The 26065-nt window shown below is 39.8% G+C and carries 22 protein-coding genes and 1 pseudogene; 8 read left to right on the top strand and 15 right to left on the bottom strand.

The genetic code is table 11. The features are described from left to right. Nucleotides 1-6 precede the first annotated feature (6 nt). The 13 genes from DQW11_RS14040 to DQW11_RS13975 form a co-directional block, all read right to left on the bottom strand. Nucleotides 7-1353: a hypothetical protein gene (locus tag DQW11_RS14040; RefSeq protein WP_113924688.1), complete on the bottom strand. Its 1347-nt coding sequence runs from the start codon at nt 1351-1353 to the stop codon at nt 7-9. Nucleotides 1354-1359: 6 nt separating this feature from the next. Beyond that, entirely contained in the window at nt 1360-2253 is an 894-nt protein-coding gene (locus tag DQW11_RS22400; protein WP_198669902.1) for a porin family protein, read from the bottom strand. A gap of 6 nt (nt 2254-2259) precedes the next feature. After that, complete coding sequence (locus tag DQW11_RS14030) at nt 2260-2727, bottom strand: hypothetical protein (RefSeq protein WP_113924687.1); 468 nt, start codon at nt 2725-2727, stop codon at nt 2260-2262. A gap of 200 nt (nt 2728-2927) precedes the next feature. Further along, a complete protein-coding gene (locus DQW11_RS14025) occupies nt 2928-4694 on the bottom strand; it encodes a hypothetical protein (protein ID WP_157966124.1) in 1767 nt (588 codons plus the stop codon). A 160-nt stretch (nt 4695-4854) separates the two neighbouring features. Next, nucleotides 4855-7068, bottom strand: coding sequence for a hypothetical protein (locus tag DQW11_RS14020; protein WP_157966123.1), 2214 nt, complete (start codon nt 7066-7068; stop codon nt 4855-4857). Nucleotides 7069-7513: 445 nt separating this feature from the next. Then, nucleotides 7514-7888 carry a hypothetical protein gene (locus DQW11_RS22275; RefSeq protein WP_157966122.1) on the bottom strand — a complete coding sequence of 125 codons (375 nt, stop codon included), beginning with the start codon at nt 7886-7888 and terminating at the stop codon, nt 7514-7516. A 62-nt stretch (nt 7889-7950) separates the two neighbouring features. Next, on the bottom strand, nt 7951-8523 hold the full coding sequence (locus DQW11_RS14010; RefSeq protein ID WP_157966121.1) for a hypothetical protein: 573 nt from the start codon (nt 8521-8523) through the stop codon (nt 7951-7953). Between the two features lie 308 nt (nt 8524-8831). Continuing rightward, nucleotides 8832-9458 (bottom strand): hypothetical protein, encoded by a 627-nt coding sequence (locus DQW11_RS14005; protein WP_157966120.1) that lies wholly within the window; start codon nt 9456-9458, stop codon nt 8832-8834. A gap of 27 nt (nt 9459-9485) precedes the next feature. Next, nucleotides 9486-10181, bottom strand: a complete 696-nt coding sequence (locus DQW11_RS14000; protein ID WP_113924681.1) for a hypothetical protein — start codon at nt 10179-10181, stop codon at nt 9486-9488. A gap of 871 nt (nt 10182-11052) precedes the next feature. Then, nucleotides 11053-11769, bottom strand: a complete 717-nt coding sequence (locus tag DQW11_RS13990) for a hypothetical protein (RefSeq protein ID WP_113924679.1) — start codon at nt 11767-11769, stop codon at nt 11053-11055. Between the two features lie 26 nt (nt 11770-11795). Next, the gene (locus DQW11_RS13985; protein WP_157966119.1) at nt 11796-12053 is read right to left on the bottom strand and encodes a hypothetical protein; all 258 of its coding nucleotides are present in this window, start codon (nt 12051-12053) and stop codon (nt 11796-11798) included. Nucleotides 12054-12170: 117 nt separating this feature from the next. Then, nucleotides 12171-12911, bottom strand: coding sequence for a LytR/AlgR family response regulator transcription factor (locus tag DQW11_RS13980; RefSeq protein ID WP_113924677.1), 741 nt, complete (start codon nt 12909-12911; stop codon nt 12171-12173). A gap of 8 nt (nt 12912-12919) precedes the next feature. Continuing rightward, the gene (locus tag DQW11_RS13975; protein WP_113924676.1) at nt 12920-13780 is read right to left on the bottom strand and encodes a sensor histidine kinase; all 861 of its coding nucleotides are present in this window, start codon (nt 13778-13780) and stop codon (nt 12920-12922) included. A gap of 160 nt (nt 13781-13940) precedes the next feature. Between DQW11_RS13975 and DQW11_RS13970 the strand changes: the two genes are divergently transcribed. The 7 genes and pseudogenes from DQW11_RS13970 (at nt 13941) to DQW11_RS13945 (ending at nt 20363) form a co-directional block, all read left to right on the top strand. Beyond that, nucleotides 13941-14222 (top strand): GNAT family N-acetyltransferase, encoded by a 282-nt coding sequence (locus DQW11_RS13970; protein ID WP_113924675.1) that lies wholly within the window; start codon nt 13941-13943, stop codon nt 14220-14222. A 46-nt stretch (nt 14223-14268) separates the two neighbouring features. Beyond that, nucleotides 14269-14688, top strand: coding sequence for a (4Fe-4S)-binding protein (locus DQW11_RS13965; RefSeq protein WP_113924674.1), 420 nt, complete (start codon nt 14269-14271; stop codon nt 14686-14688). A 113-nt stretch (nt 14689-14801) separates the two neighbouring features. After that, a complete protein-coding gene (locus DQW11_RS13960) occupies nt 14802-16469 on the top strand; it encodes an amidase (protein WP_113924673.1) in 1668 nt (555 codons plus the stop codon). A gap of 250 nt (nt 16470-16719) precedes the next feature. Then, nucleotides 16720-17307, top strand: coding sequence for a glutathione-regulated potassium-efflux system oxidoreductase KefF (gene kefF, locus DQW11_RS13955; protein ID WP_113924672.1), 588 nt, complete (start codon nt 16720-16722; stop codon nt 17305-17307). Nucleotides 17308-17310: 3 nt separating this feature from the next. Next, nucleotides 17311-18693: a monovalent cation:proton antiporter-2 (CPA2) family protein gene (locus DQW11_RS13950; RefSeq protein ID WP_317047891.1), complete on the top strand. Its 1383-nt coding sequence runs from the start codon at nt 17311-17313 to the stop codon at nt 18691-18693. 12 nt (nt 18694-18705) lie between these two features. After that, a pseudogene (locus DQW11_RS22585) lies at nt 18706-19170 on the top strand (NAD-binding protein); the annotation flags it as partial. A 29-nt stretch (nt 19171-19199) separates the two neighbouring features. After that, nucleotides 19200-20363: an MFS transporter gene (locus DQW11_RS13945; protein WP_113924671.1), complete on the top strand. Its 1164-nt coding sequence runs from the start codon at nt 19200-19202 to the stop codon at nt 20361-20363. A 102-nt stretch (nt 20364-20465) separates the two neighbouring features. On the opposite strand, the gene pgi is transcribed toward DQW11_RS13945, so the two are convergent. After that, nucleotides 20466-22112, bottom strand: a complete 1647-nt coding sequence (pgi, locus tag DQW11_RS13940) for a glucose-6-phosphate isomerase (protein ID WP_113924670.1) — start codon at nt 22110-22112, stop codon at nt 20466-20468. 155 nt (nt 22113-22267) lie between these two features. Next, nucleotides 22268-23515 carry a fumarylacetoacetase gene (gene fahA, locus DQW11_RS13935; RefSeq protein ID WP_113924934.1) on the bottom strand — a complete coding sequence of 416 codons (1248 nt, stop codon included), beginning with the start codon at nt 23513-23515 and terminating at the stop codon, nt 22268-22270. Between the two features lie 243 nt (nt 23516-23758). Here fahA and DQW11_RS13930 point away from each other — a divergent pair, with 243 nt between their 5' ends. Further along, the gene (locus DQW11_RS13930; RefSeq protein ID WP_113924933.1) at nt 23759-26065 is read left to right on the top strand and encodes a PSD1 and planctomycete cytochrome C domain-containing protein; all 2307 of its coding nucleotides are present in this window, start codon (nt 23759-23761) and stop codon (nt 26063-26065) included.

Genomic DNA, 26065 nt, shown 5'->3' with positions numbered 1-26065 from the left:
TTTGCTTTATTGCAAACGCATTTCTATTTCATCCAAGATGTCATAATATTTTTTCAAAATTCTGTTCCAATCTTTAAAATCGCTGTCCTCCATCTCATCAGCAGCACCATTTGCATACTGAGAAACCATTTTGACCGAATAATTATTTTCTGATGTATCGCCATTGTTGGTGATAATTACCCGCGATCTAATGGTAAAGGTCTCCTCATTAAATACATCCTGCTTCCAGGCTGTGATCAAATAACCGGCATTAAAATCCACAGTTTCCAAAACATCAAACTCTTTGGTAACAATGGAAATTAGTATTTTCCATGCATCGGCAGAAGAAATTGAGGCCCTCGTGGCCAAGGGTAATCTTGTGTTGATTTTTTCGGATAGCAAAGATGAACCGTATGCCTCATCTTCCAAGAGTACAACATCTTCCAACACCGGCAATGCCTCAGAATTTGGCTGATTACAATAATTTTTGGAAAAGGTGATAAAACCATCCTTGGTAATTGTAATCCTCTGACATTTACCCTTGAGGATTATTATTTCCAAGCTTCCAAAACCTTCCATTTTTCCATTCAAAGCGATGGAAGCATCTTCCGGGCTCGCACTTATCTTGACAACCCGGTCATCCATCACCACTTTTTGATTGATGGGAGGTGCATTGTCCGCTCCTGCCATATTGCAGAACTCCTTTGTAACACCTGCAAAACCCTCTTTACTGATGTGGACTTCTACACATTTGCCAAAAGGAACTTCAATTTTTGAAATTTTCTGCAAAGGCTCTCCATCACCTATGGCGACCAATGCGCCTTCAGGTAGATTTTCAAGATTGACAATTCTGTCTTTCAATAGTACCGCCTGTTTGATGGGTGGGGATTGGCTATCGGGTTTGTTATGGAATTCAAACTTCTGGGTAACGTATCCACTCTTATTGACAAAGACAGTGACCGATTCATCCTTAGGAATGATTATTTTCGCTGTTTTGGTGCCAACGTGCGCATCGCCACTAAATATCATAGCGTCCTCATGGTCAGATTCGATCAGGACCTCTCTGTTTTCGAGGAGTACAAGGTGTTCCTTTTCATATTTGTCAGTTTTGGGAAACTCCACATAAACCGGTTCATATCCGTCTTTGGTCACCAAAAGCTTATTTTTGGAATCCTTTTCAAGTTTGAAATCCACTGTACCGATGCCCAAACGGGTCAATGCAGCATCTGACGCATCATCAACTTTTGATATAATGGCGTCGTCATGGTTGCAACTTATCTTGATTTTATTCTGGGCCTGCAGATAGAAAGGCAGAGAAAGAATAAATAGGCAGCTTAAAAAAAATCGACTCATTTTATTGATGTAAGTTCTCATATCTGGTTAGAATTTAAAATAAACACCTAGGATCAATTGCTGAAAGTTAAACTCCCCCGTTCCGGTTACAACCTGATTGAAGTCGAATTCCTTTCCCACCAATTCCCTTTCATATCTGAGGTCAACTCCCACTTTTCCAATATTGACAGCGAATCCCATTTGGTAGCCGACATTGAAATTATTGGAAACATCTGAAATCGAAATGTTGTTGAGGTCATCATCAAGCCTATAATGAAAGGAAGGTCCCGCAAACACACTGATGAATTGCCTGAATATTCCAAAACCCAATAACACCGGCGCATCTATCCTTCGTGTTAAAAAAACTTCGTTGTCAAGTTCCGTTTTAAGTTGGCTGTAAACCAACTCCGGTCGCAGGTAAAATGGTCCTAGCTTTACCTTTCCAAAAAAACCGGCATGGAATCCCAGGTTTTTCATCGGGTCTCCGAAAACGACCTGCGCATCATTAAAGTAGTCTCCGTTGGAATTATAATTCAATCCGCCTTTGACCCCAAAACCTCCTCCTGAAGCCCTTCTTTTCTCTTTGACTTTGTCGGCTTCTTCCTCGGAATCTCCTTTACTTTTGGCAACAGGAATCGTGTCCATCGCTAATTTTTGTGCTAAAATCGCGGCTGTATCCACAGCAACCGGAATTGATTTTGTGACAGATTCGAAATACATGACAGATCCGTTTTCAAACATGACCTTCGCCACTTCGGATTTCTTGATCGTAAAGACAGGACTTTCAGCAAAATCATAGATTTTATATTTCAATATCAGGGAATCAATTTCCATGATTGAAACTTTGATTTCTTCCAGATTCCTTTTGTAAATGATGTCCTGAGAATTGGCCGTCACAGAAGTGAAAAACATGACCAAAACTATGCAAAGAGAGGTTTTCATAAGTATTTAGGGTTGAATATGTGTCCATGTTGTGGTAGCCCCGGATTCGAGAACACCCTTTTTAGTATCGATTATCTTATTGTTTTTTACGACATGCAAAGTGTATTCTGTAGGCTCATTGTTTCCGTTACAACTTTGGAAGTAATTGACCCAAAAAGTGTATGTTCCACTTGGTGCTGAACCATCTTCCCAAAAAATGTTTTCATTGGGCCCATTTTCACAATCCCCACAAAAACAGTCTAGATCCAATATGCCATTTTCTGCAGAGGGATTTTCCCAGTAAATCAAACTCCCGCCAGGAGTCTGGACTATCAGGTCAAGATCCACATTTTCATGGTTTGTAAATTGGAGGTTGAAGCGTGGATTGCCTGGACTACCCTCAAGGTCTAAGACACTTGGCTCTTCCGGAGGAACGCCACAGGCAAAAACGACTGCGAGTAACAAGAAATAGCATTTTTTAAGAATGAATTTCATAGGGAAGAATAGCTTTAAAGTTGATTGAATAGACGAATCCCATAAATTCTCAAATCCATAAAATCGAAAATTTGTAAAAGAAAGCTACTATGGAAAAAGAGGGAAAACGACTACAACTTAGTTATCGGCTTACACCGGCTAGAAAGTGGAGGTAATACAAGGGAATTCGGTTTTGTCGCAAACAATTCAGGATTATCTCGTTAGCCAATTCTGAAAGTTTTTGATACAGAACAACCCATACCATCTTGGACTGTCACATTGTAGTTTCCATTTGGCAGATTCTTTTGTTCCGGTAGGTTTGATCCACCGGTCCAAAAATATTTAAATGGCGGAAGTCCATCCAAAACTTTGATTTCAACATTATTGCCAGTTTGAATAACCTCCATTTTAAGTTTACATGGAACATTTAAAGAGGCTTGTGATTTGCAGCCATTTTGGTCTGTGACGGTCACGGAATAATTTCCCGTCCTTGGTGCAGTGATTTTATGGGATTTTGCAGCTATTTCATCCAAGAATGTTGACCATTCAAACCGGAAAGGACCATATCCTGTGGCTGTCGCAGTCAGGATGTTATAGTCTGTCAATTCTAACTTAACCTTGCAGCCATTATTAAAAACTGCGGCATTGAACTCGCTTGTTAATTTCCCAAAATCCTGATTTTCATAACTTAACCTGAATTCAAATTCCTGGGCATCCTCCTCTGAAGTTTTGAAAATGAGTAAAAGTTTGCCGTTTTCCTTCTTTAACTCACCGGTAACTTTTGGGTTGGAAATACTAGAAAGGCTCAAATAGTCACTGTGAACTTTGAAGGGTTTGGAATTGAAGGTGGATAAAGTAGTTGGGTCAGTTGGAGAAAATTCTAATCCCAATGAGATTTTTGAGTTGAGGTTCTCCCATGTAACCAAAAAAGATTTGAAGCTGGCCAAATAGTCCCGGATAAAGGGAATCGAAGAATTTTGATCTTGGCGGGACAAAGTCCGATATTTCATCGAAACAATTAATTCCCGGGTCTTGTCGTTCTCAAACAGATAATCGGCCCGCAGGTTGCCGGTTAATATGGCATCGTCGATAGTCCGGGCCAAATCAGATCTGGCCTCAATTTCAGCAAACAGTTCTTTAAAATCCAATAAAAGGCCGCCAATGGCCAGGCCCATACCTACTGCTGCACCTGCAGAATTTCCGATTTCAGGAACACTAGCTGCCGCTTTAAAGCCAACGGAAAAAATGGGTTCAAATTTTGGAATTTGCTCTACAAACTTGGAAGCTTGATTCGGGAATGCAACCATGATAATCTTTCCTGTGGCTTCAATATTATCGATTTGACCCGCATCTGGATTTGAAGCATCGGATCCTATAATTGGTTTAAAAAGATATTCAATAGATTCTTCATTCGCTTCAAAGAAAAAGGCCATATCCTCAAGTTCGCTTTCGTTCAATAAAGCAGCTTTAGCAAATTGATCTTCGAACTGTTTTTTCAAAACTTTTATATCTTTCTCCAATGCGGTGCTTTTTTCCTCAGAAAACAGGCTTTTCCCCTTTTCAAGAGCTGCTATTTGCTCTTGGAATTTTTTCTGGTAGGATTCCAAATAAGTAGCGGGCAGCATTTTGAGGTCATGGGGTTTTACTTCAAAAGAAATATTGTAAGGTTTGTTTTTTTCGGTAAAAACTACCTTGTGGCTACCCTCTTTGAGTCTGGGAACTATAAAAGTCACTGAATTTTCCTCGATCATTAAATCTATTTTTTCTCCTTCAAGTGTTTTTCCTTGTTTTTGACCCTTGGTAAAAACCTGACCACCAAGGTTAAGGGTGACAATTTCAAAAACGGAAAAATTCAGGTCCTGATTCTCCACCTGAACCGGTTCGCCCTCATCAATTTTATCAGCTTGATCGGTCTTATCTTCAAATATGTGGCAACCTGCCAATAAAAAAATGACTATTGAGCAAACAAAGAATGATAGCTTTTTCATGGCTTTTGGTTTGGAAGAATGGATAGGTTAATTTTTAACTCTCTTATAATCTATTGAAAACCAATAATCTTATTCTGAATTATCATCTGGACTATTTATTAGGAGATTGGTATTAAAGAAAATTTTAACTTGGAAAAAACCAGAGCGAAAGATTCATTAATTAAAATCGGTAATCAATTCTATCCAAGCTAGTACCCGGTGGTGGTAAACATATTTCAGGATGGGAACCGGCCCTTATTGTTCCGTCTTCAAAAAGGAAGATGAGAGTTTGCCACGGGAAAAAAGAACTCAAGCTAATTACACCAATAATCCTTTGGTCGACATCCGGGCTAATTCCAAAACAACCATGATAAATGTGTGCAAAATGGCCACCACCGGAATTGAAAAAATAATTAAAAGTACTATACAGTTGACCATTTTCGAAAGCTAAAGTCCCGGTCTTATCTTCACGAAATAAAATTTTCATGTTCTTATATCCATATCTATGGAAATCTCCTGTGATAGTTTTTCCAACGATTTTGCGATAGATTTCATTGGTTAACGTCAAGTCAATCGGAAATTTTATGATTTTATATTCGCCACCTATTATGATTGGAAAGGTCATTGTATATTTTCCTATCTGATGATCTTCCGCAATGATTGGATAGAGTCCAAAACCGAAAAGGTAACCTGCCGCATCATGTTGAAACTCAATTTTTACATACTCCCCCTTATATTTTAACCTTATGTATTCCTTTAATCCCGTTGGTAAGGTTAATTTGTCATTTGGCTTTAAGGTAATAACAGGTTTTACTTTTGACAATTCAGGATGGTAAGTGCTTATCTCCACTACAAAATCTTTGGCATTATGGAAAAGCCCTGCATTGAAAGTCTGTACCATTATTCCTTTGTAAGTAATGTCAAAAGTAGTCGTGAGCCCCTCAGGATTTGCTGCGGTAAGACTTATTGAAAAATGCGTATTCTCATACTTCAATTGAACTGAAATATCCTTATTACTGACATTCCCAACTTTTACTTGGGATAAGATAAGTTCATTATCCTTTAAGCCTGAATCATCAAATACTATATTGAATTGTTGTTTTTCCCCATCGATAAAATCGACAACTTCCTCCTGAGAAACTTCCCTTCCCTCATTTTCGTTGCCCGCAAAAACCATTTTATACCATCGACAGCTGATCAGTTTTTTATCAAAAATTCTAAAACAGGTATCAATTGATGCTTTGGATTTTAACAAATCATGCAATTGGGCACTTGTATTCATTTGATTACCGAATTGCCAGGATAAATTCGAAAAATTAATCAATTGCCCAAAATTTCCCAGAAAATTGGAGTTTTGAGGGGAGCAGGTCTGTATAATATCTTGGTTAGACTTCAACACCTCAACGGCAATATCACCTAGGGCTTTTATATATTCAGAAGGATTTTGGGTTTTGAAATTAGCACTTTGACTTTCTACATTTTTTAAAATGCTTTCACTTATAGATTCAAGGCAATCTTGTTCAATATCCGGAACTTGATTCACCACAAGATTTTTTACATATTCTATTGCATTTTCCTTTAATGCTTGTTTAAACTCAGAGTTAGAATTATCCAAACCAAAGCCTGATTTTACTTTGATATCATAAAAACCATCTTCTGTGAAAAAAAAATCTTTTTTATCCGGAGAACTGTCTCCCGATTTAAAAATTCCTGCTATGGCATCGGAATACGATTCTGCCATCATTGGGGTACCTTTAATTACAAAACTATTCACCGCTGCTGCATGGCCTCTTTTGTAGATCCCAACTGCATAATTGTGGGCAACATTATTGTTTTCGAATAAAACTGAACCTGACACCTGGGTCCTAAAGATTATTGGCTTATCAAAATCCCTATCTGATTGTAGCCTTAAGTTTGAGGCAGTTTTGAATACCTGTCCTAAAGATCGCGCCAATTCGAGGTTTGAAGGATCAGTAATTGGCTTACCTGAAATTATTGTTTTGGAAACTTCCTGCACAAAAGCGCCATAATCCGGAGTGGAAACTATTTGGGCGATTAATCCGGTTCGGGCAGAGGATGTAAGAGAAACCACTATTGGGTCCGCCATAAACATGGCCAAAGCTGTGGATTCTACGGAGATATCATTATCAACTTGACCAGGATAATTGTACCGCATCATAATGATCTCATCACTTTTATTGGTCAAATAGAGTGTGGAGAAATTTCCGATAGTATCTATGACAAAGACAGCCCTATCTAGGTGCGTATCAGATTGAGAAGAGACAACCTTGATGCCTGTTGTATCCATTGGGAACCGTTCAGGAAACTTGATTTTTCCTAACATTTGCCCTTCAAGGACTGGTTTATCGAGCAGATCATCCACAGTTTCTTCCATCTCATCCAACTGACATGAAACCATCAAAACTGAAAATAATAAGAGAAAGGAAAAACAGCGTTTCATATATCGGGATTTTTATTTTGAAAGAACCTCTTGATCAAAAAATCTGAATCCAAAGGTCTATTTTTAATACCTGCAATGAATTTAACCTATGGAAACATCCGAAAATAGACACATTTAGTAATTGGTAGGTTTGGCTTTGAGAACGGGTATTCTTAGAATGATTTCGGAGGACTTGGGAAAATGAATGAAATGGTATTACTTAAGAAAACAAAAAGTACTACTATCTTCATTCACCTAAACTTTGGAAATGAAAAACAGCCGGAAATTCCGGCTGTTATTTTAAAAGAAAAATCCGTATGACAATTTAAAAGATTTTGCAAAATGTGTTTAAACAAAAGAAATTGAAAATATCTATTTTAGTTACCTCTAATAAGATATATTACTTTCTTTGAAATACAATATAACAAGGTAGGATTAAAGAACCATTGCATCGTCTAGGAGAACCCAAACCTCCACCTGAATTTCTTGTCCTAACACTTCCTTCACCGTGTCCATAGGTTTTATACCTAAGGTGTCTATATTGAAACAGTTTTTCTGCAACCCACCCCTCATATGCAGCTCTAACTTCATTAGAAACTCGGTTTGCATCACCACAACTTCTAACACCAGACCAAGATCGATAAACAGTTTCTTCAATTCTCAAATCCGTGGCAACAGCACTATGAAATTCTGAATCTTGGAATTCAGAAAACTCATCAATTTTGTCATTAGAATTGATTTTGATTAATTCCTCATTTAAAATTTCATCAGTCATTTTTTTTTTATTCCTACTCTATTTGGTTTTCGGATTCCCCATTTTCTTTTATTTAGATTTTATTAATACTTTTTCCAGAGCACTGCACTGATAACATCTTCACACGGGCACTTGTCCTTATTTACAACTATCTGTTTTAAACTGATTATTATACTTTCCGCATAATTCTCAAAGTCTTCTTCACTACCCATGCATTTGACAACTGCCGCGGCTGCACAAAAAGTCCAAGCCTGAGTATCAACGTCGTCGATTGCGAGCGCTTGGTATTTTTCTGCCAACATCATACAATCTTTGTTTAATTCCACATCATCAAGATTGATTTCTTTTAGAGAACCAGCCCATGAAAACACACTTTCAACAGCTCCTTCCTTGCCTGTTCTCAACTCTTTGGAATTAACGATTTTGATATAATATTGGGAATATTTTTGATCACTATGCCAATACCACCCGTTTGAACCGAGTTTATACAAATTAACCTTCGTTGGCTCAATAATTTGTAGGCCTTCAGGTACAATGGCTACCTGAATGGAATAATAACCATCGGATGAGGTGTAGGTTCCTGGGTCTAGTCTGACCTGTGAAAATACATTGACATTAAAAAACATCATTAATAGACAAATGATAAGGCTTTTCATTTTTTTAAAATTTAAGTTTGATTAAGATTTCCAAACGGGAGTTCATTACAATTTGTATTTTTATCTCCTAGGGAATATTGTTTTACTCTTTTTTGCTAGTAAAATCATTTATAGATTCTCATTATAAAAGAAACCTACAATAGTTAAAAACCAAAAAACAGAAATACCTAGTAATCGGTTGATCTCGATTTGATAACGGATGGGTATAAGAGGAATTCGGTTATATCAAAAAGCACCTTTTCACTTTCAACATGAAAAAAATTCCTAGCAAACAGCATATTCACCCAAAGAAATCCAGGACAATGATCTTAGCTCCTACCTCTCAATCCAGAGAACCTAAATGAAAAATAAAACCCGAAAAAATAAATGATGTAGGTGGCCACATTGACAATATTGTGGAAATACCAAAGATCAATTCCTAAGGTGGTGTTTACAAAACTCATGAAAAAAAAGGTGCAGAAATTGTAAAAAAATATCCCTGTCAAAATCCAAAATGCTAGGCTATTCATAATCTTGGAATCTTTTTCTACGACTTCCAAAATGCAGAAACAAGAAGTAAAAGCAATAAAGATTTGTGTTATGATTTTATAAACCGAGAAGAAGTCATTGAAGAATACGGATATCAACCATAATGGAAGGACCACAAACCAGGCATTTTTGAGAAGGAACTTCAATTTGGTATTTGAACTGAATTGTCCTAAAAACCATATAAAAAATAATGGTTCAAAAAGGTTGTAAGCATATCTCACCACATGGTTTCCATCCCCGTTTTCAGTTAAGTAAAATACCCATCCTGCAAAGTCTACTAAAAATCCAACAATCAGAAATCCGATAAAGTATCTAAATGACAAGCCGATTTCCTGAAAATAAATCCCGCCAATACCTATCGGAATCAAAACCGAGAAGGTGGATATTATTTGTAAATAAAAAAACAAGTCCTATTCCATTTTAACCCACTAATTTCAACTTGTTTCCTTTACTATGGGACTCAGTTTTTGGACCTTATAATACTTCCAAAGTCCAATTGTATAGAAAATTAATGTAATGATGTAGAAAACATTCCCCAAAATGCTAAAACTATGAGTAGCTATGGTTAAATTAAGTTCAATAATAAAAAGAGAGCTAAAACAATAGAAAAAAATACCTAAATAGACGTAAAACATAGGCAAATCTGTTACGCAATCATTTCTCTCCACTAGTTGAAGTAAAATGAATGCACTTAAAAAAGAAATGGGAATTTGAATAATTATAGAAAAAAAATAAAATGAAAGAAATTCAAATCCACTGGTTCCAAAGGGACCAATATAAATTTTAAAAATTATCAAAACCAGCCAACACAAACCTGTCAAAATAATTAAAATCTTTAAAAAAGGTTTTGATTTCAGATCTTCAAACTCTCTAACAAGCAAATAGAAAATAGCTGCCTCAACACCATCATTAATCTCGATAAAAAAAATAGTCAAATAATCTAATAATATAATGTTTTCAGAAATTAAGAAGTGGAAAAAAATTCCTAAGCCCAAATAATAAAAAACAAGTAAAAAAAACAGCCGGACATCCCTACTGCTTTTCCTAAAAATCAAAATGCAAATAACAATTGGAATCAGAGGCCCCAAAAATGAAACCATATAAATAATTTCGGAAATACTTGAGCTCATTAGTAATTATTGATTAGGTGGTGGAGGGAAAGACCTTTGAAGCATGGTTCCTTTCGGAAAGTCTTTATGTTCAACAATGATTTTTCCAGATGTGTTAATTCCCATCAAAATCGGTCTTACATAATTTGGTTTATGATATCTATCCTTTTTCATTGTATCCGAAATCAGATAATATCCTGTTTTTTGAGGTTTCCTTAAGTGCGCGACTCTGTTATTGGATCTTATAGTACTTCCAAAGCCCAACTGTATAAAAACCATAAGTGATGATGTTGAAAATATTATGAAGGAACCAAAGTTTTTGGGAAAGCTCGGTATTAAGGAACGTAGCAATAAAGAAGATGCTAAAACAATAAAAAAAGATGCCGAGAAAGATCCAAAAAATCGGTTTATCGGAAACAGCATCTTCTTTTTCCACCATTTCAAGCAGTACAAATCCGGCCAAAAAAGAAAAAGTAATCTCGTAATACAAATCGAAAACTGACCCGGGATGAAATCCTTCGGAAGGGTATTTAAGTCTAATTATTTGAAGTACAATCCATAAGATCGGAGTTAAGAAAAACAAAACATTTGAAAACTTTTTAAAAAATGAATTTTGAATATAGGTCTTAATTAAATAAATAAAAAAAACAGCTTCAACCAAAGAATATATATTGTAAGTAAGATTGATTTTTCCCCTCTTTTCATTCCCTCCAATCTGTTCAATAATATACATTGCTGAATCAGCAAAAAAACCTATAAGTAAAAACAAAAAAAACAGCCGGATATCCCTGCTGCCTTTTTTGAGAGTCAAAGCGCATACGAATATTGGAAACAGGATCCCCAATATGGAACTTAGCCTTAATAAATGTTTGAAATCAATATCCAAAATAGTTTATTCGTTAGGAGGTGGGGGCGTGGATTTTTGAAGGAGTTCTCCTTTGGTCCCGACTTTCTTAAATTGAATGTTTTCACCATTCCCGTTAACAGGAGCTAAAATAACCCGAATTTGATAAGGATAATCTTTGGTGTCATAGCCGAAATAATACCTGACATTTCTTAAACCATCTAAATTCAAGAAATTGCGAACAAGATCATCTTTATTCTCAAAATAAGCATGTCCAAATTTTTGATGCAATTCGAAAACCGGATGTACTTCAAACAAAATATTGAAGTCATTCACCGCTTCTTTGGGAATTTTATTATCAGACAGATGATTCGGTAATTTATGATCCCTAATCAAACTTTCATGACATGGTGGTTTTGCCTGACCTCTTAAGCCGATTAAATCCATTCCAAATGGACCTTTCCCAGGTCTAATTAATTCATCTTGCTCCGGTTTAAGGTTTTTAGAAAAATCAGGATTATACTCATACTCAAAATCAAATTTTGGTTCGCAGGCTAAATACAAACTACCTTTTTCAAGACAAAACCAAAACATCAATCCGGAAAATTTCTTTTGTTTTGCAAATTCTTTAAGTTTCCTGGCTTTGAAAGTCCCCCCTAAGCAAGATTTATAAATATGAAGGAGATCTGGATCTTTTATATTTTCAAGATAGGTCCCTGCTTGAGTATAGGAAATTTGTTCAGTTATTAAATCTCTTTGTTTCATAATATTTTATTGTTTGTTTTTCATTTTCAAAACCTTATCCCTCCACAATCCTTCCCTCCTTTGCCGATACTCCTTGTAAGTTGGAATTCTGCTTCTTTTGGTGAGGAAATGGTAATCGAATAGCTCGTATCGGCATCGCCATTCACAAACCAATGGACAACATATTCTTTTTCCTCTTCAAGCTCGACTGTAGCAGCATCCGAATCGGTCAGAATGACTTTGTCATCGAGGTATAACCTCATCGTGCCATTGCCTATAAAAGTCGATACTACCAGCTTTGCCATACCACCAAAAGAATGGGTTGAATGTACCGCCATACTTTTGGACCTGAAAACAAGAATTAGAAATCGGTAGGAACCGGACAGAAATCGGCACGATCCTGAATTATTTCGGGATTCATTCTACCGGATCACTTTCAGAAATTCATCCTTTCTCCTCCTTGAAACATCCACATGGGACCCGTCAGCCATTTTGACTAAGCCACCTTCTCCTTTGATATACTCGGTGATATATTCCAGATTGATCAAATGGGAATTGTGTACCCTAAAGAACCTGTAATCCAAAAGCAGCTGTTCGCAGTCCTTGAGGGTTTTGGATACGACAAGCTTCTTCTTGTCTGACATATAAAAGGTCGTATAGGTGTTGTCTGATTCGCACCTGACGATATCCTTGATCGCAACAAACAAAAATCCGGTCATCGTCGGCAAAGCGATTCTCGTCTGGTTGGTCTTTTCCTTAAGGTTATTGATCAGATGAAGGATGTTATGGTTGTCCTCGCCTGACTTCTTTTTTTGCCTAAACTTATCCAATGCCGTCTCAAATTCGGATTTGTCTATAGGCTTCAGCAGGTAATCCACAGCAGCCATCCTAAAGGCCTTGATGGCATATTCTTCAAAAGAAGTAGTGAAAATGATTTCAAAAGGAAAATGTGCCAATGTCTGCAACCAATCGAAAGAGGTGTGTGGCGGCAGCATCACATCGCTAAAAAGCAAATCAGGGCTGAGGCTGTCCACCAGATCCTGCACCTCCCCTATCCCATTTGCTATTCCCACCAATTCAAAATCAGCGTGTTCTTTCAAATATCCCGCAAGCGTCTCCTGCGCATGCTTTTCATCTTCCAAAATCAATACTTTGTATCTCATAAAAATTTTTAGTCTTCAAAAGGTATTATAATTGTCACTTGTTTGCCAGGCAGGCCATTTTCCCTTTCTGTGAATGAAAAACCGGCTTTTCCTGTACTCACCTGATTGAGGGTATCAAAACGTTCCCGCATCAATGTCATCCCAAGAGAGGTTTTTTTCACTTTTGTCGAAAGGTCTATACTCGATTTTTCATGATGCTCTTTCCCATTGTCCCTGATGATACAGCGGATATGATCGCGGTCCAATAATCCAAATTCCAATTCTACTTTGCCACCGTTGGATATGCCATGCCAAATGGAATTCTCCAAAAAAGGCTGGATCAACATCGGTGGGATGCAAACTTCCTCAGGGTTGATTTCATCATTCCATACTATGCTAAACTCAAAGGCATTGTTCATCCTCAGCTGCTCCAGTTCCATATATATCCTGTTGGCTTCTATTTCATCGACCAAGGGTACGATCCTTTGGGTTGAACTTTCCAGGACATGTCGGATCAGTTGGGAAAACTTCACCAGGTAATTCCCCGCCACCGCAGCGTCCTGCTGATGCATATAGTGGTGGATAGAATTGAGGCAATTGAATATAAAATGAGGATTGATCTGTGCCCTTAAGGCTTTGAGTTCTACCTGGGCTACGGCGAGTTTCATTTCTGTTTCTTTCTGCCTGAATAAGGATTCCCTTTTTGCACGGTAAAAAACAAAAACGATAAATGAAAAGGCTACAACCACAGGAACTAGTGCCAAAAGCACCGCCCTTTGTATTTGAATCGCGGATTCGTCAGTTGGGGGGATCGTTGCCCCGAGTGTAACCTTGGTGCCTAATGTAAGAGAAGAAAAAAAAGCGTCCATGAAAAACAATAACTCAAACATAATTTGGATTTTATTCAACCAACGAAATAATAGGTAAAAGATACTAAGTTTTTTGAATTATTTACCTATTGTTTTGTGTTTTGAAATCATGAAATTAAAATCATGAAAATTCTTTTTTTTAATTTAAATCTAAAAAACACGATCAAACCAAAACCACAACATGGAAATATTACAGAAAGAATCAGGAAGCAAGGGTAAATTCATAGCCATGGACAATGGAATTCAGGCAGGCCTGATGACATATTCTATAGCAGGTGAAGATAAAATCATCATTGACCATACTGAAGTCAGCCCAGCCTATAACGGCACCGGGCTTGGTAAAAAACTGGTTTTAGCTGGTGTTGAATTTGCAAGGAAAAACAATATCAAGATACTTCCTCTCTGTCCTTTTGCCAGAGGGGTGTTTGCCCGAAATAAAGACTTGAGAGATGTACTTGTCTGATTTTTTATTCTAAATTAAAGCCATACAAATCCAAAACCACAAAACCATGATCAAGAAAGAGTATTCAAATGGAGAAGTAACCATCACCTGGGAACCTGACAAATGCATCCATTCCAAAAACTGCATAACCGGGCTGCCAGGGGTTTTTAATTTCGAAAAAAGGCCTTGGATCGATAAAAATGGGTCAAATACAGAAGCCATCGTTACACAGATCAAGAAATGTCCTTCTGGGGCCTTGGGTTATTTTTTTAATAATGAGAGCAAAGAACCTGAAAGCACTATTTCTGAACAGATTGTCGAGGTAACTCCAAACGGTCCGCTGATGGTCTATGGCAATATCGAAGTCAAATTCAAAGACGGAAGGACCGAAAAGAAGTATAAGGTCACTGCATTCTGTCGCTGTGGAGGTTCTTCCAACAAACCTTTCTGTGACGGTACCCATAGGAAAATCGGATTTGAAGGATAAAAATTCTGGACTGGAAGTAAATATCGGAGTACCAAAAAAGGGTTTTAGATTCATCTTGGCCAAATTTTGATTTTTTCATCTTACGCCCATTTATTTCAATAATAAAATAAAAAATGAAAAAAAACTTTTGGTTGCTGCTTGGACTAGGTGTCTTGTTTGGTGTCGTATTTGGCTTTGTCCTTGCAAAAAACACCTCACCAATCAGTAAAGAAGATGTCAAATCTGCCCAAAAACTTCTCCATCTTGATTTCAATGAAGCGGAAATAGACACCATGCTCTCCTACCTCGCAGACAATAGAAAAGGATACGACAGCATGCGGACTTTTTCTTTGGACAATGAGATTACGCCTGCAGTAGCTTTTGATCCCTATCCGATGGATTTGGAGATTATTCCTTCCAAAGGATTACATGTTTGGCAGGTAGACGAAAATGTGAAATTGCCTAAAGACAGGGATGCAATCGCTTTTCTGTCGATTCGGGAACTGGCAGGGCTGGTCAAATCAAGGCAAATTTCTTCGGTTGAGCTTACCAAAATTTACCTGGAAAGAATAAAAAAATACGATCCAAAACTTCAGGCGTTTATTACAGTGACTGAAGATTTGGCCATGTCTCAGGCCCAAAAAGCCGATGGAGAGATTGCTTCGGGAAATTACAAAGGACCACTGCATGGCATTCCTTATGGGATCAAAGACCTTGCAGCAGTTCCGGATTACCCTACAACATGGGGCGCAGCACCCTATAAAGGTCAGGTAATCAATGAAACCGCTACTGTGGCCAAAAAGCTAGAGGAAGCAGGAGCTATCCTTTTGGGCAAACTTGTCTCAGGTAGCTTGGCAAGAGGAGATGTATGGTTTGGTGGTAAAACCAAAAATCCTTGGGATTTGACACAGGGAGCAACAGGTTCATCAGCAGGTTCGGGTTCGGCGACCTCGGCAGGTTTGGTTGCTTTCTCTATCGGAACAGAAACCCTCGGTTCGATCATTTCACCCTCTACCAGGTGCGGCGTGACGGGATTGAGGCCGACATTTGGAGCAGTCAGTCGGACAGGTTTCATGACACTGTCCTGGAGTATGGACAAAGTCGGTCCGATGTGCAGGTATGCGGCAGATTGCGCCATTGTATTTGACTATATCAGGGGTCAGGATGGGATGGATCGCTCCGTGAATGATGCCTCATTTGAGCTTGTAAGTGAAGCCGAACTCGTAAAGTTAAATGTCGGCTATTTCTACAGCCAATTTGATTCTGACACCTCTGCCAACCATATCCATAACAAGCGTACTTTGGAGGAATTTAGAAAATTAGGGATAGAGCCTCAAAAGGTTGAATTGCCGAAAGGTTACCCCTTCAGCGTATTTGACATCATTCTAAGGGCTGAGTCCGGAGCTTTTTTTGATGAGTTGATTTTATCGGGCAGAGATAGCCTGATGGTGGAACAGGATAAAGGCTCAAGGGCAAACTCCCTACGTCAGTCCAGGTTTATTCCTGCCGTGGAGTACCTACAGGCCAACCGGCACAGGCGCTTATTGATAGAGGAATTGCATGCCCTTATCAAAGAATATGACGTCATTATCTCTCCGACTTTTGGAGGAAGACAGATGCTCATCACTAACCTTACCGGACATCCGGCACTGAGTTTACCCAATGGATTTGACAAAAAAGGAAGGCCGACGAGCATTACTTTGGTAGGCAATTATTTTGGGGAAGGTAAACTCCTTGCGCTCGCTGAGGCTTATCAAAAAAAATATCAATATCATGGAAAAGTACCTAAGGATTTTTATTAAACTTCCAAGGTCTTAAATTATGATATTATTTGAAATGTATGTAGGCAATTGTGCCAGTAGATTGGATATCCATTTAAATTCTTGTCTGCGGACTGAAATACCCGGTACATCGGTCTTCCGACTTCCGTCCCCATGAAGAAGAATATGGGGTTACTGGCAAAGAAGCGTATATCAGGTTATTTGATATTAAGATATAGATTGATATTGTGTTTATTTCAAATTGTAATTCGGGTATACATCAGGAGTATTTATGAAAAAAGTACTGATCTTATTAGCGCATCCAAAATACGAACACTCTGCCATCAACCAAGTCTTAGCTGACTCCGTCAAAGACTTGGAAAATGTCGAAATCAGGGACCTTTATGAACTTTATCCTGATTTCAATATAGATGTTCAGACTGAACAGGAAGCCTTGGTCATGGCTGAAATCATCATTTGGCAACATCCTGTGTATTGGTATTCAGCCCCGCCCCTACTCAAGCAATGGATTGATTTGGTATTGGAGTTTGGATGGGCTTATGGTCCGGGAGGAATTTTTCTAAAGGGAAAATACATCTTCAATGCGGTGAGTTCGGGCGGCGCAAAAGATGCTTATTCCAAAGAAGGCAGACATGGGCATACTTTAAAGGAATTTTTCCTGCCTTTCTATCAGACAGCCAAACTTTGCAATATGACTTACCTTCCTCCCTTTCAGGTCAATGGAACCCATAAAATCAAAGTTGAGGATTTGAAATCTGCTGCAGAAGCATACCGAAGATTGGTCACCTTTCTTCGGGATTCGGAGGAAATATCAAAAGAATTAACATCACTTGACAGTTTGAACCAACTTAGTATATAAGCCATGGAAGACAGTTTTTTGTTTCAAGCAATCATCTATTTGGCAGCAGCCATTATCTGTGTTCCCATAGCCAAGAAATTGGGAATGGGATCGGTGTTGGGTTATTTATTGGCAGGAATCATCATCGGACCTTATGCCCTTGAGTTTATTGGAGAGGAAGGAGAAGACATCATGCACTTTGCGGAATTTGGTGTGGTGATGATGCTTTTCCTTATAGGTCTGGAATTGGAGCCTGCCAAACTATGGCAAATGCGCGCCATGATCACAAGAATCGGATTGTCGCAGGTTTTGCTCACGACAGTAGCTTTTTTTGGGATCATGGTTGGTTTTGGATTTTCATGGCAAGTTTCGTTGGCAGTTTCCATGTCGCTTTCACTTTCCTCCACTGCGATAGTTTTACAATCTCTGAAAGAAAAAAACCAATTGGATTCCACAGCAGGAAAAAACTCCTTCGCGGTTCTTCTGATGCAGGACATTGCAGTGATTCCGATGTTGGCGATTATTCCGTTGTTGGTCGTTGCCGGTGAATCACTTTCTGGAGAGCATCATGGCAGCCCTATTGAGCAGTTTGCCGGGTGGATTCAGACATTATTCGTAATCGGAGCAGTGGGCTTGGTGGTTTTGTTGGGAAGGTACGCTTTTGTGCCACTCCTGCGGATTATTGCAAAGACAAGGCTGAGGGAATTGTTCGTCGCCTGCGCCTTGTTGATCGTGGTAGGCATTGCCTTTCTGATGGAATTGGTAGGATTGAGTCCTGCTTTGGGCACATTCTTGGCCGGGGTGGTTTTGGCCAATTCAGAATTCAAGCATGAACTGGAAAGTGATTTGGATCCATTCAAAGGATTACTCCTTGGGCTATTTTTCATCGCTGTCGGTGCTTCTATCAATTTTGGTTTAATCGGAGAAAATGCCGGGATGGTCATTTCCATTACATTGGGAATCCTTTTGCTCAAAACCCTTATTTTGCTTGGAATCGGGAAATACGCGAAACTCAGTTTGGACCAAAACCTTATATTTTCGATAGGCCTGAGTCAGGTGGGAGAGTTTTCTTTTGTGACCTATTCATTTGCCAGTCAGCTGCAAATTTTGGACAAGCCCACCACCGAAATGCTCATGGCTATCACTGCCATCAGCATGACCATTACCCCTTTATTGATTTTATTGAATGAAAAACTGATCCTGCCAAGAGTGGGGACTTTGGAAAAAACAGAAAAAGAAGCGGACGAAGTCAATGAAAAAAACGGGGTGATTATTGCAGGATTTTCACATTTTGGAAGTACTATAGGACGATTTCTTAGAGCAAACGGCATCCAAGCTACAATTTTGGACAGTGATTCTGACAGGGTAGACTTGCTGAGAAAGATGGGATTTAAAGTCTATTATTGAGATGCCACGAGGGCGGACTTGTTGGAATCCGCCGGGGCACATGAAGCCAAAATCCTAATTTCTGCCATTGACAATCCTGAAACCAATTACCTCTTGGTCGAGACAGTCAAAAAACATTTTCCCAACCTTGAATTGATGGTGAGGGCAAAAAACCGTGGCGATGCCTACGAACTCCTAGAGATGGAAGTACCCAATATTTACAGAGAACACCTCGACAGTTCTGTTAGGTTGGGCAAAGATGTATTGGTCAAATTGGGATTTAGGGCACATACGGTTCACCGATTGGCCCAAAACTTTATCAAATATGATGAAGCAGCTTTAAAAGAATTGGTCAAAGTAAAACATGACCAAAAAGAATACATCTCTTCTGTGAGGAGAACAATAGAAATGCAGGAAGCTTTGCTTTCCTCAGAGCTCAACCGTCAGTTTACGCTCAACGATCAGGCTTGGGACTCAGAAGTGATGAAAGGAAAGTGATTTTCTTGAAAAGAAGTCTATACTTGTAGATGAAAAAAATCCTGCCGCTGATTGTCCTCTCACAGTTTTTGAGTACGTCGCTTTGGTTTGCAGGAAATGCGGTATTACCCGATCTCGCAAAGGAAATCCAACTTGCCCCAGAATACCTTGGACATCTGACAAGTGCAGTGCAGTTTGGATTTATCGCAGGTACTTTGGTATTCTCCATTCTGACTGTCGCAGACAAATTCTCCCCATCTTGGGTGTTTTTTTGGAGTTCGGTGGTAGCCTCAGCATTTAACTTTGCTATCCGGATCGAGGATATCAGTGCCTTGGAAATTCTGCTTTTCAGATTTGGAACCGGTTTTTTTCTTGCTGGGATTTATCCGGTAGGGATGAAAATAGCCTCGGATTATTTTCAAAAAGGTCTTGGCAAATCTTTGGGGTTTTTGATTGGGGCTTTGGTTTTGGGTACAGCTTTTCCCCATCTGGTAAGGAGCTTTTTGGATCAGCTTCCCTGGAGAAATGTAATCGACGCCACTTCAGTTTTGGCTTTGATAGGTGGGTTTACGATCGTTGCCCTCGTACCAAACGGACCCTATAGAAAGAAAAGCCATGGTTTTGATTTCACTTCTTTCTTTAAGGTTTTTCATACAAAACCCATCCGGTCCGCAGCCTACGGCTATTTTGGCCATATGTGGGAGCTTTACGCTTTTTGGGCTTTTTTGCCCTTCATCCTTCAATATTATAATACAATCCATGAATTGGAATTGGATGCTGCATTTTGGTCGTTTACGATTATCGCTGTCGGGGCAGTATCGTGCAGTGTTGCGGGAATATTGTCAGGGAAATTCACTCCAAAAGCAATAGCCTCCTTTGCCCTTGCCATATCAGGGATCTGTTGCTTTATTTCTCCCTTGCTTATTTTTCAAGATTCTCAGGAAGTGCTGTTGGTATTTTTGATGGTTTGGGGATTGGCGGTCACGGCGGATTCACCGATGTTTTCGACTATGGTCGCCCAAAATGCACCTGAGGCAACACGAGGAACCTCCCTGACAATCGTCAACAGTGTCGGCTTTGGCATCACGATCATCAGCATTCAGCTCCTCAACTTCCTTTCCATCCAAATTGATCCCATCTATTTATTTCCGGTTTTGGGACTTGGTCCGACCTTGGGATTGATAGGGATGTGGAGGGGAACAAACAGGATATAAATGAAACTTTTTGAAAAAATTACCCTAAAACAAAAAGACCATCGAGGTTCAAAAAAAACTCGATGGTCTGATCCTTCTCACTTCAAACTTCTTACTTTTTCCCTACCCTCTCATTTCTTTATAAGCATTGATCAATCCGTTTGTGGATGCATCATGACTGCTTACTTTATTTTCACTAACCAGTTCGGGAAGGATGGCATTGGCCAAAACTTTCCCCAACTCCACGCCCCACTGGTCAAAGCTGTAAATATTCCAAATCACTCCCTGTACAAAAATCTTGTGCTCGTACATTGCCACCAATTGTCCCAAAGTGTATGGAGTAAGCTGTTTTACCAAAATAGAATTGGTAGGACGGTTTCCTTCAAAAACCCTGTGAGGAGCGATTTTGGCAATTTCCGCTTCCGGTTTTCCTGCTTTGGTCATTTCGGCAGTTACTTCCTCAAGGGTCTTCCCATTCATCAGGGCCTCAGTCTGCGCAAAGAAATTGGAGAGCAACTTTACATGGTGGTCCGAAATCGGATTATGGGAAATCGCCGGAGCGATAAAATCACAGGGAATCAAATGAGTTCCCTGATGGATTAGCTGGTAAAAAGCGTGTTGGCCGTTGGTTCCCGGTTCTCCCCAAATAACCGGTCCCGTGCTGTAATTGACCTTTTGGCCATCCCGAGTCACATATTTTCCGTTGGATTCCATATTTCCCTGTTGGAAATATGCGGCAAATCGGTGCATGTATTGGTCATAAGGCAGGATTGCTTCAGAAGTCGCACCCAAGAAATTGGTATTCCACAATCCGATCAAAGCCAAGATCACCGGAATGTTCTTGTCAAAATCAGCATTTCTAAAATGCAGGTCCATGCTGTGTGCACCGGCAAGCAATTTCTCGAAATTATCAAAACCAATCGCGCAGGCTATGGGCAAACCGATAGCAGACCAAAGGGAATACCTTCCCCCTACCCAATCCCAAAAAGCAAACATATTTTGTGGGTCGATTCCAAATTCGGTGACTTCTTTGGCATTGGTGGACAAGGCCACAAAATGCTTGGCAACTGCACTTTCAGATTTGGCATGTTCCAAAAACCAATTCCTCGCTGAATGGGCATTGGTCATGGTTTCCTGAGTGGTGAAAGTTTTGGATGCGATAAAAAACAATGTCGTCTCTGCGTCCACTTTCTTCAAAGTCTCCGCGATGTGTGTTCCGTCCACATTGGAAACAAAGAAAATCTCCAAGTTGGGGTTTTGGTAAGGTTTCAAAGCTTCAGTCACCATCACAGGACCCAAATCCGAGCCACCGATTCCGATGTTGACAAGGGATTTGATTGGCTTTCCAGTATATCCCAACCATTTTCCACTCGAAATCTGGTCTGCAAAACCTTTCATCTGTGCCAATACAGCATTGATGTCAGGCATCACATCCTTTCCTTCAAAATAGACGGGGGAATTGGAACGGTTCCGCAATGCGGTATGCAATACGGCCCGGCCTTCGGTTCCGTTGATTTTTTCCCCTAAGTACATCGCTTCGATGGCTTCTTTCAGGCTTGTTTCTTTGGCAAGCTCAAGCCATTCAGAAAATATGTTATCGTCGAAACGGTTTTTGGAATAGTCCACCAAGATATCTTCAAGGTTGATGGAGAATTTTTCGAAGCGGGAATTATCAGCAAATAGATTTTTGATATGGGTATCCTTATTGGCATCAGCCAATTTTTGGAGTTTGGACCAAGCTTGTGTGGTGGTGGGATTGATATGATTCATCTCAAATAGGTTTTAAAAGATATGCGGTGCAAAAATAATATTTAATATGAGGGGATGAAATGAAGTTTTAATAATCAATCATGAATAACATAAGGTGAAAAGCCTCCCGATTAATCAGGAGGCTTAATTACTAAATATCAAGAAATCCTATTTTTTCACTTCGCCGGCAAAACTTTTCCCTCCACTTCCCCAAAACCAATCCGGGTTCCATTTTTTTCGGCATAGCCTTTCATGATGACGGAATCTCCGTCTTGGATAAATTTTCGTTCGCCTCCTTCTTCCAATAATACCGGTTTTGTTCCTTTCCATGAAAGTTCAAGCATGGAACCAAAGCTGTCTTCGGTTGGGCCCGAGATAGTTCCCGATGCCATCATGTCTCCGACATTGATATTACAGCCGTTGATAGTATGGTGGGCAAGCTGTTGGGAGATATTCCAATACATGTACTTGAAATTGGAAGTACAGACCTTGGTGGCTTTGAGTCCCTCAGGTTGGATCAAAACTTCAAGTTTGATATCAAAAGCATGGTCAGTTTTATATTGAAGATAAGGCAACACTTCCGGTTCCTGCTTTGGTCCTGCAACCCTGAAGGTTTCCAATGCCTCCAAAGTCACGATCCAAGGAGAAATGCTTGATGCGAAATTTTTACCAAGGAAAGGGCCCAAAGGCACATATTCCCAAGCTTGAATATCCCGTGCCGACCAATCATTAAACAGCACCATACCAAAGATGTAATCCTCGGCATCTTCAGTGCTGACACTGTCGCCCATTTTGGTGGGTTTACCGATGACAAAAGCCATTTCCAATTCAAAATCCAATCTTTTGCTTGGCCCAAATTCAGGTTTCTCCATGTCCGGATCTTTGAACTGACCTTTGGGTCTGATGATAGGCGTACCGGAAGGCACTATAGAAGACGCTCTTCCGTGGTATCCAACGGGCAGGTGTTTCCAATTGGGTAAAAGCGCATTTTCAGGATCTCGAAACATCTTTCCTACATTGGTCGCATGCTCGAGGCTGCTATAGAAATCGGTATAATCTCCGATTTTGACAGGAAGCAACATCTGTGCTTCACTCCTACTTACGATGGCTTTTCCCCGACTTTGATGGTCGCGCAGTGCTCCGTTTTCTTCTTTGAGCAGTTCCTGTACCTTTTCCCTGACCCTTTTGGTAGTGGACTTACCCAAAGCAATGAAGTCATTTAATGTGTCTTTTTGGAAAACCCCGTGAGACATTTGCGTCATGTCGGAAAAAAAACCTTCCTCGTGCAAGACTGCCAAGTCCACAATCTTGTCTCCAATAGCAATGCCTGCCCTCGGAGAAATCCTCTTGGTCTGAAATATCCCAAATGGCAGGTTATAAATGCTGAAATCTGAATCTTTTGGAATCTGTACCCAACTTTTCATTGGAATGGCCGATAATTCACTCATGTTTAAAAATTTGTTCTTGGGCTAAAGATAGAATTTAAACAGGGAACAAAAAATCAGAGAAAAATCAGGATATTAGAGAAAGCTTATTTAAAGCCGCAATTCTGATATCCATTTAATTTATTTATTCTGTCTATTTATAAAAATTTAGAATAAGAAATTGAAGTTTATTAATTTTTTTACGAAATTACTGACCCGAATAGAATAATGCCAAAGATAACCATGAAGTACTTCAGTCCCTTTCTCTTTCTGCTTCTCTACCTTTTTGTAGCTTGTAAACCAAGCAATTCTCCCGAAGTCAGCTTTGGTGAAGGTGAGCAACTAAGTTATAATTTCCATATCCGACCGATACTTTCAGACAAGTGCTTTGCCTGTCATGGACCTGATGCCAACAAGCAAGAAGCAGGTTTGAGATTGGATCTTCCTGAGACCGCCTATGCAGCCTTGAAAGAAAGCCCCGGAAAATTTGCCATCATTCCCAATGACCTCAACGGTTCCGAACTTTACCATCGGATAGTCAGCACCGATCCCAACGAACTGATGCCTCCTCCTGAGTCAAATCTTTCTCTGACCGAAAGTGAGATTGACCTGATCAAAAGATGGATTGAACAAGGGGCGCAGTATGAACCGCATTGGGCCTTTGTAAGTCCCAAAAAAGCCGAATTACCCAAAATCAAAGACAAAGAATGGCCTAGAAATGAAATAGACTATTTCACTTTGGCCAAAATGAACAAATTGGGCTTGGATCCAAATGATCAGGCAGAAAAGCACGAATTACTGAAAAGGGTAAGCCTTGACCTGACAGGTCTGCCTCCGACCCCTGAAATGATCAATGCCTTTGAAAAAGACGACAGTCCTGAAGCTTACGAAAAAGCTGTTGATAAAATCATGAACCTGCCCACATTTGGGGAGAAAATGGCTGTTCTTTGGATGGATATCTCCAGGTATTCGGATTCCTATGGCTACCAGGATGACAATATCCGAACCCAATGGCCATATAGGGATTGGGTCATCCATGCCTTCAATAAAAACCTTCCCTATGACCAATTCATCACGTGGCAGTTGGCAGGTGATATGCTTCCAAATGCAACCAAAGAACAGATTTTAGCGACGGCTTTCAACAGAAATCATAAATACACAGAAGAAGGAGGTGTCATTCCTGAGGAATACAGGGTCGAATATGTCCTGGACAAGTCCAACACATTCAGCAAGGGAATCCTCGGAATCACCATGGAATGCGCGCAATGTCACGACCATAAATACGATCCCATTTCGCAGAAAAACTTCTATGAGATGTTTGCCTTTTTTAACAATACTCCAGAAAAAGGATATGAAGGTGACGTCTCCCAATCCAAACCAGCCAAAACCCCGATTCTTTGGATAGAAAGAGAAGATATCAACGAACTCCTCACATTTATCAACCATCAGGATACCAGTAAACTGATGGTCTCCGTAATGGATGAATTGGATACCTTAAGGACAACCTATATTCTAAACCGTGGTTTATACGACGCACGGACCACGCCTGTCACTCCAAATACGCCTGAAAGTATTTTCTCTTTTCCTGATGATCTGCCCAAAAACAGACTTGGACTTGCACAGTGGACAGTTGACAAAAACAACCCGCTTACTGCGAGGGTTTTTGTCAATCTGATGTGGCAGGAGATCTTCGGCGTGGGCATTGTCAAGTCTACGGGTGATTTTGGCATGCAGGGAGATCTTCCCTCCCATCCCGAGCTCTTGGATTGGCTTGCTGTTGATTTCATGGAAAATGATTGGGATGTAAAGCGCCTGCTCAAAAAAATAATGACTTCGGCAACGTACATGCAGTCTTCGAAGGTTACCAAGAAGCATTTGAATACAGATCCTGACAATATTTATCTGGCTAGGTCACCTAGATTGAGATTGCCTGCTGAGAATATAAGGGATTTGGTTTTGGCGAGTTCGGGCCTACTTGTACCTGAAATAGGTGGACCTAGCGTGAAGCCTTATCAGCCTGAAGGGCTTTGGGAAGCAGCCACATCCGGTCGAGGAGAACTTAAAACCTACAAACAGGACAAAGGAGAAAAGCTTTACAGAAGAGGCCTTTACACATTTATCAAGCTCACTTCCCCACCTCCGATGCCTATCATATTTGATGGGTCAAACAGAGACCAATGTGAAGTCAACAGAGGAAGGACCAACACACCGCTTCAGGCATTGGTCATGATGAATGATCCCTTGGTGATGGAAGCTTCACGGGTTTTGGCAAGTCAGTTGACCGAAAAAGAATCCGAGCCGGAAACAGCCATAGAAGAGGCTTTCAAGAGAATCCTATGTAGAGCACCAAATTCAAAGGAATTGGACATTCTTTCCGGATATTTCGAAGAAGAATTGTCACGATTCAGCAAAGATCAGGCTTCCGCTGATGATTTATTCAGAGTGGGTGAATACCCGATCCAAGAGGAAAAAATAGCCCCAAACACCGCTGCCATGATGCAGGTAATCCTGGCGATGTATAACCTTGAAGAAGCAATAACCAAAATTTGA

The sequence above is a fragment of the Cognataquiflexum aquatile genome (assembly GCF_003316845.1).
In the GTDB taxonomy this organism is placed as follows: Bacteria; Bacteroidota; Bacteroidia; order Cytophagales; family Cyclobacteriaceae; genus Cognataquiflexum; species Cognataquiflexum aquatile.
The sequence above is the reverse complement of the archived record's forward strand: the minus strand, read 5'-3'. Positions and strand labels throughout refer to the sequence as shown.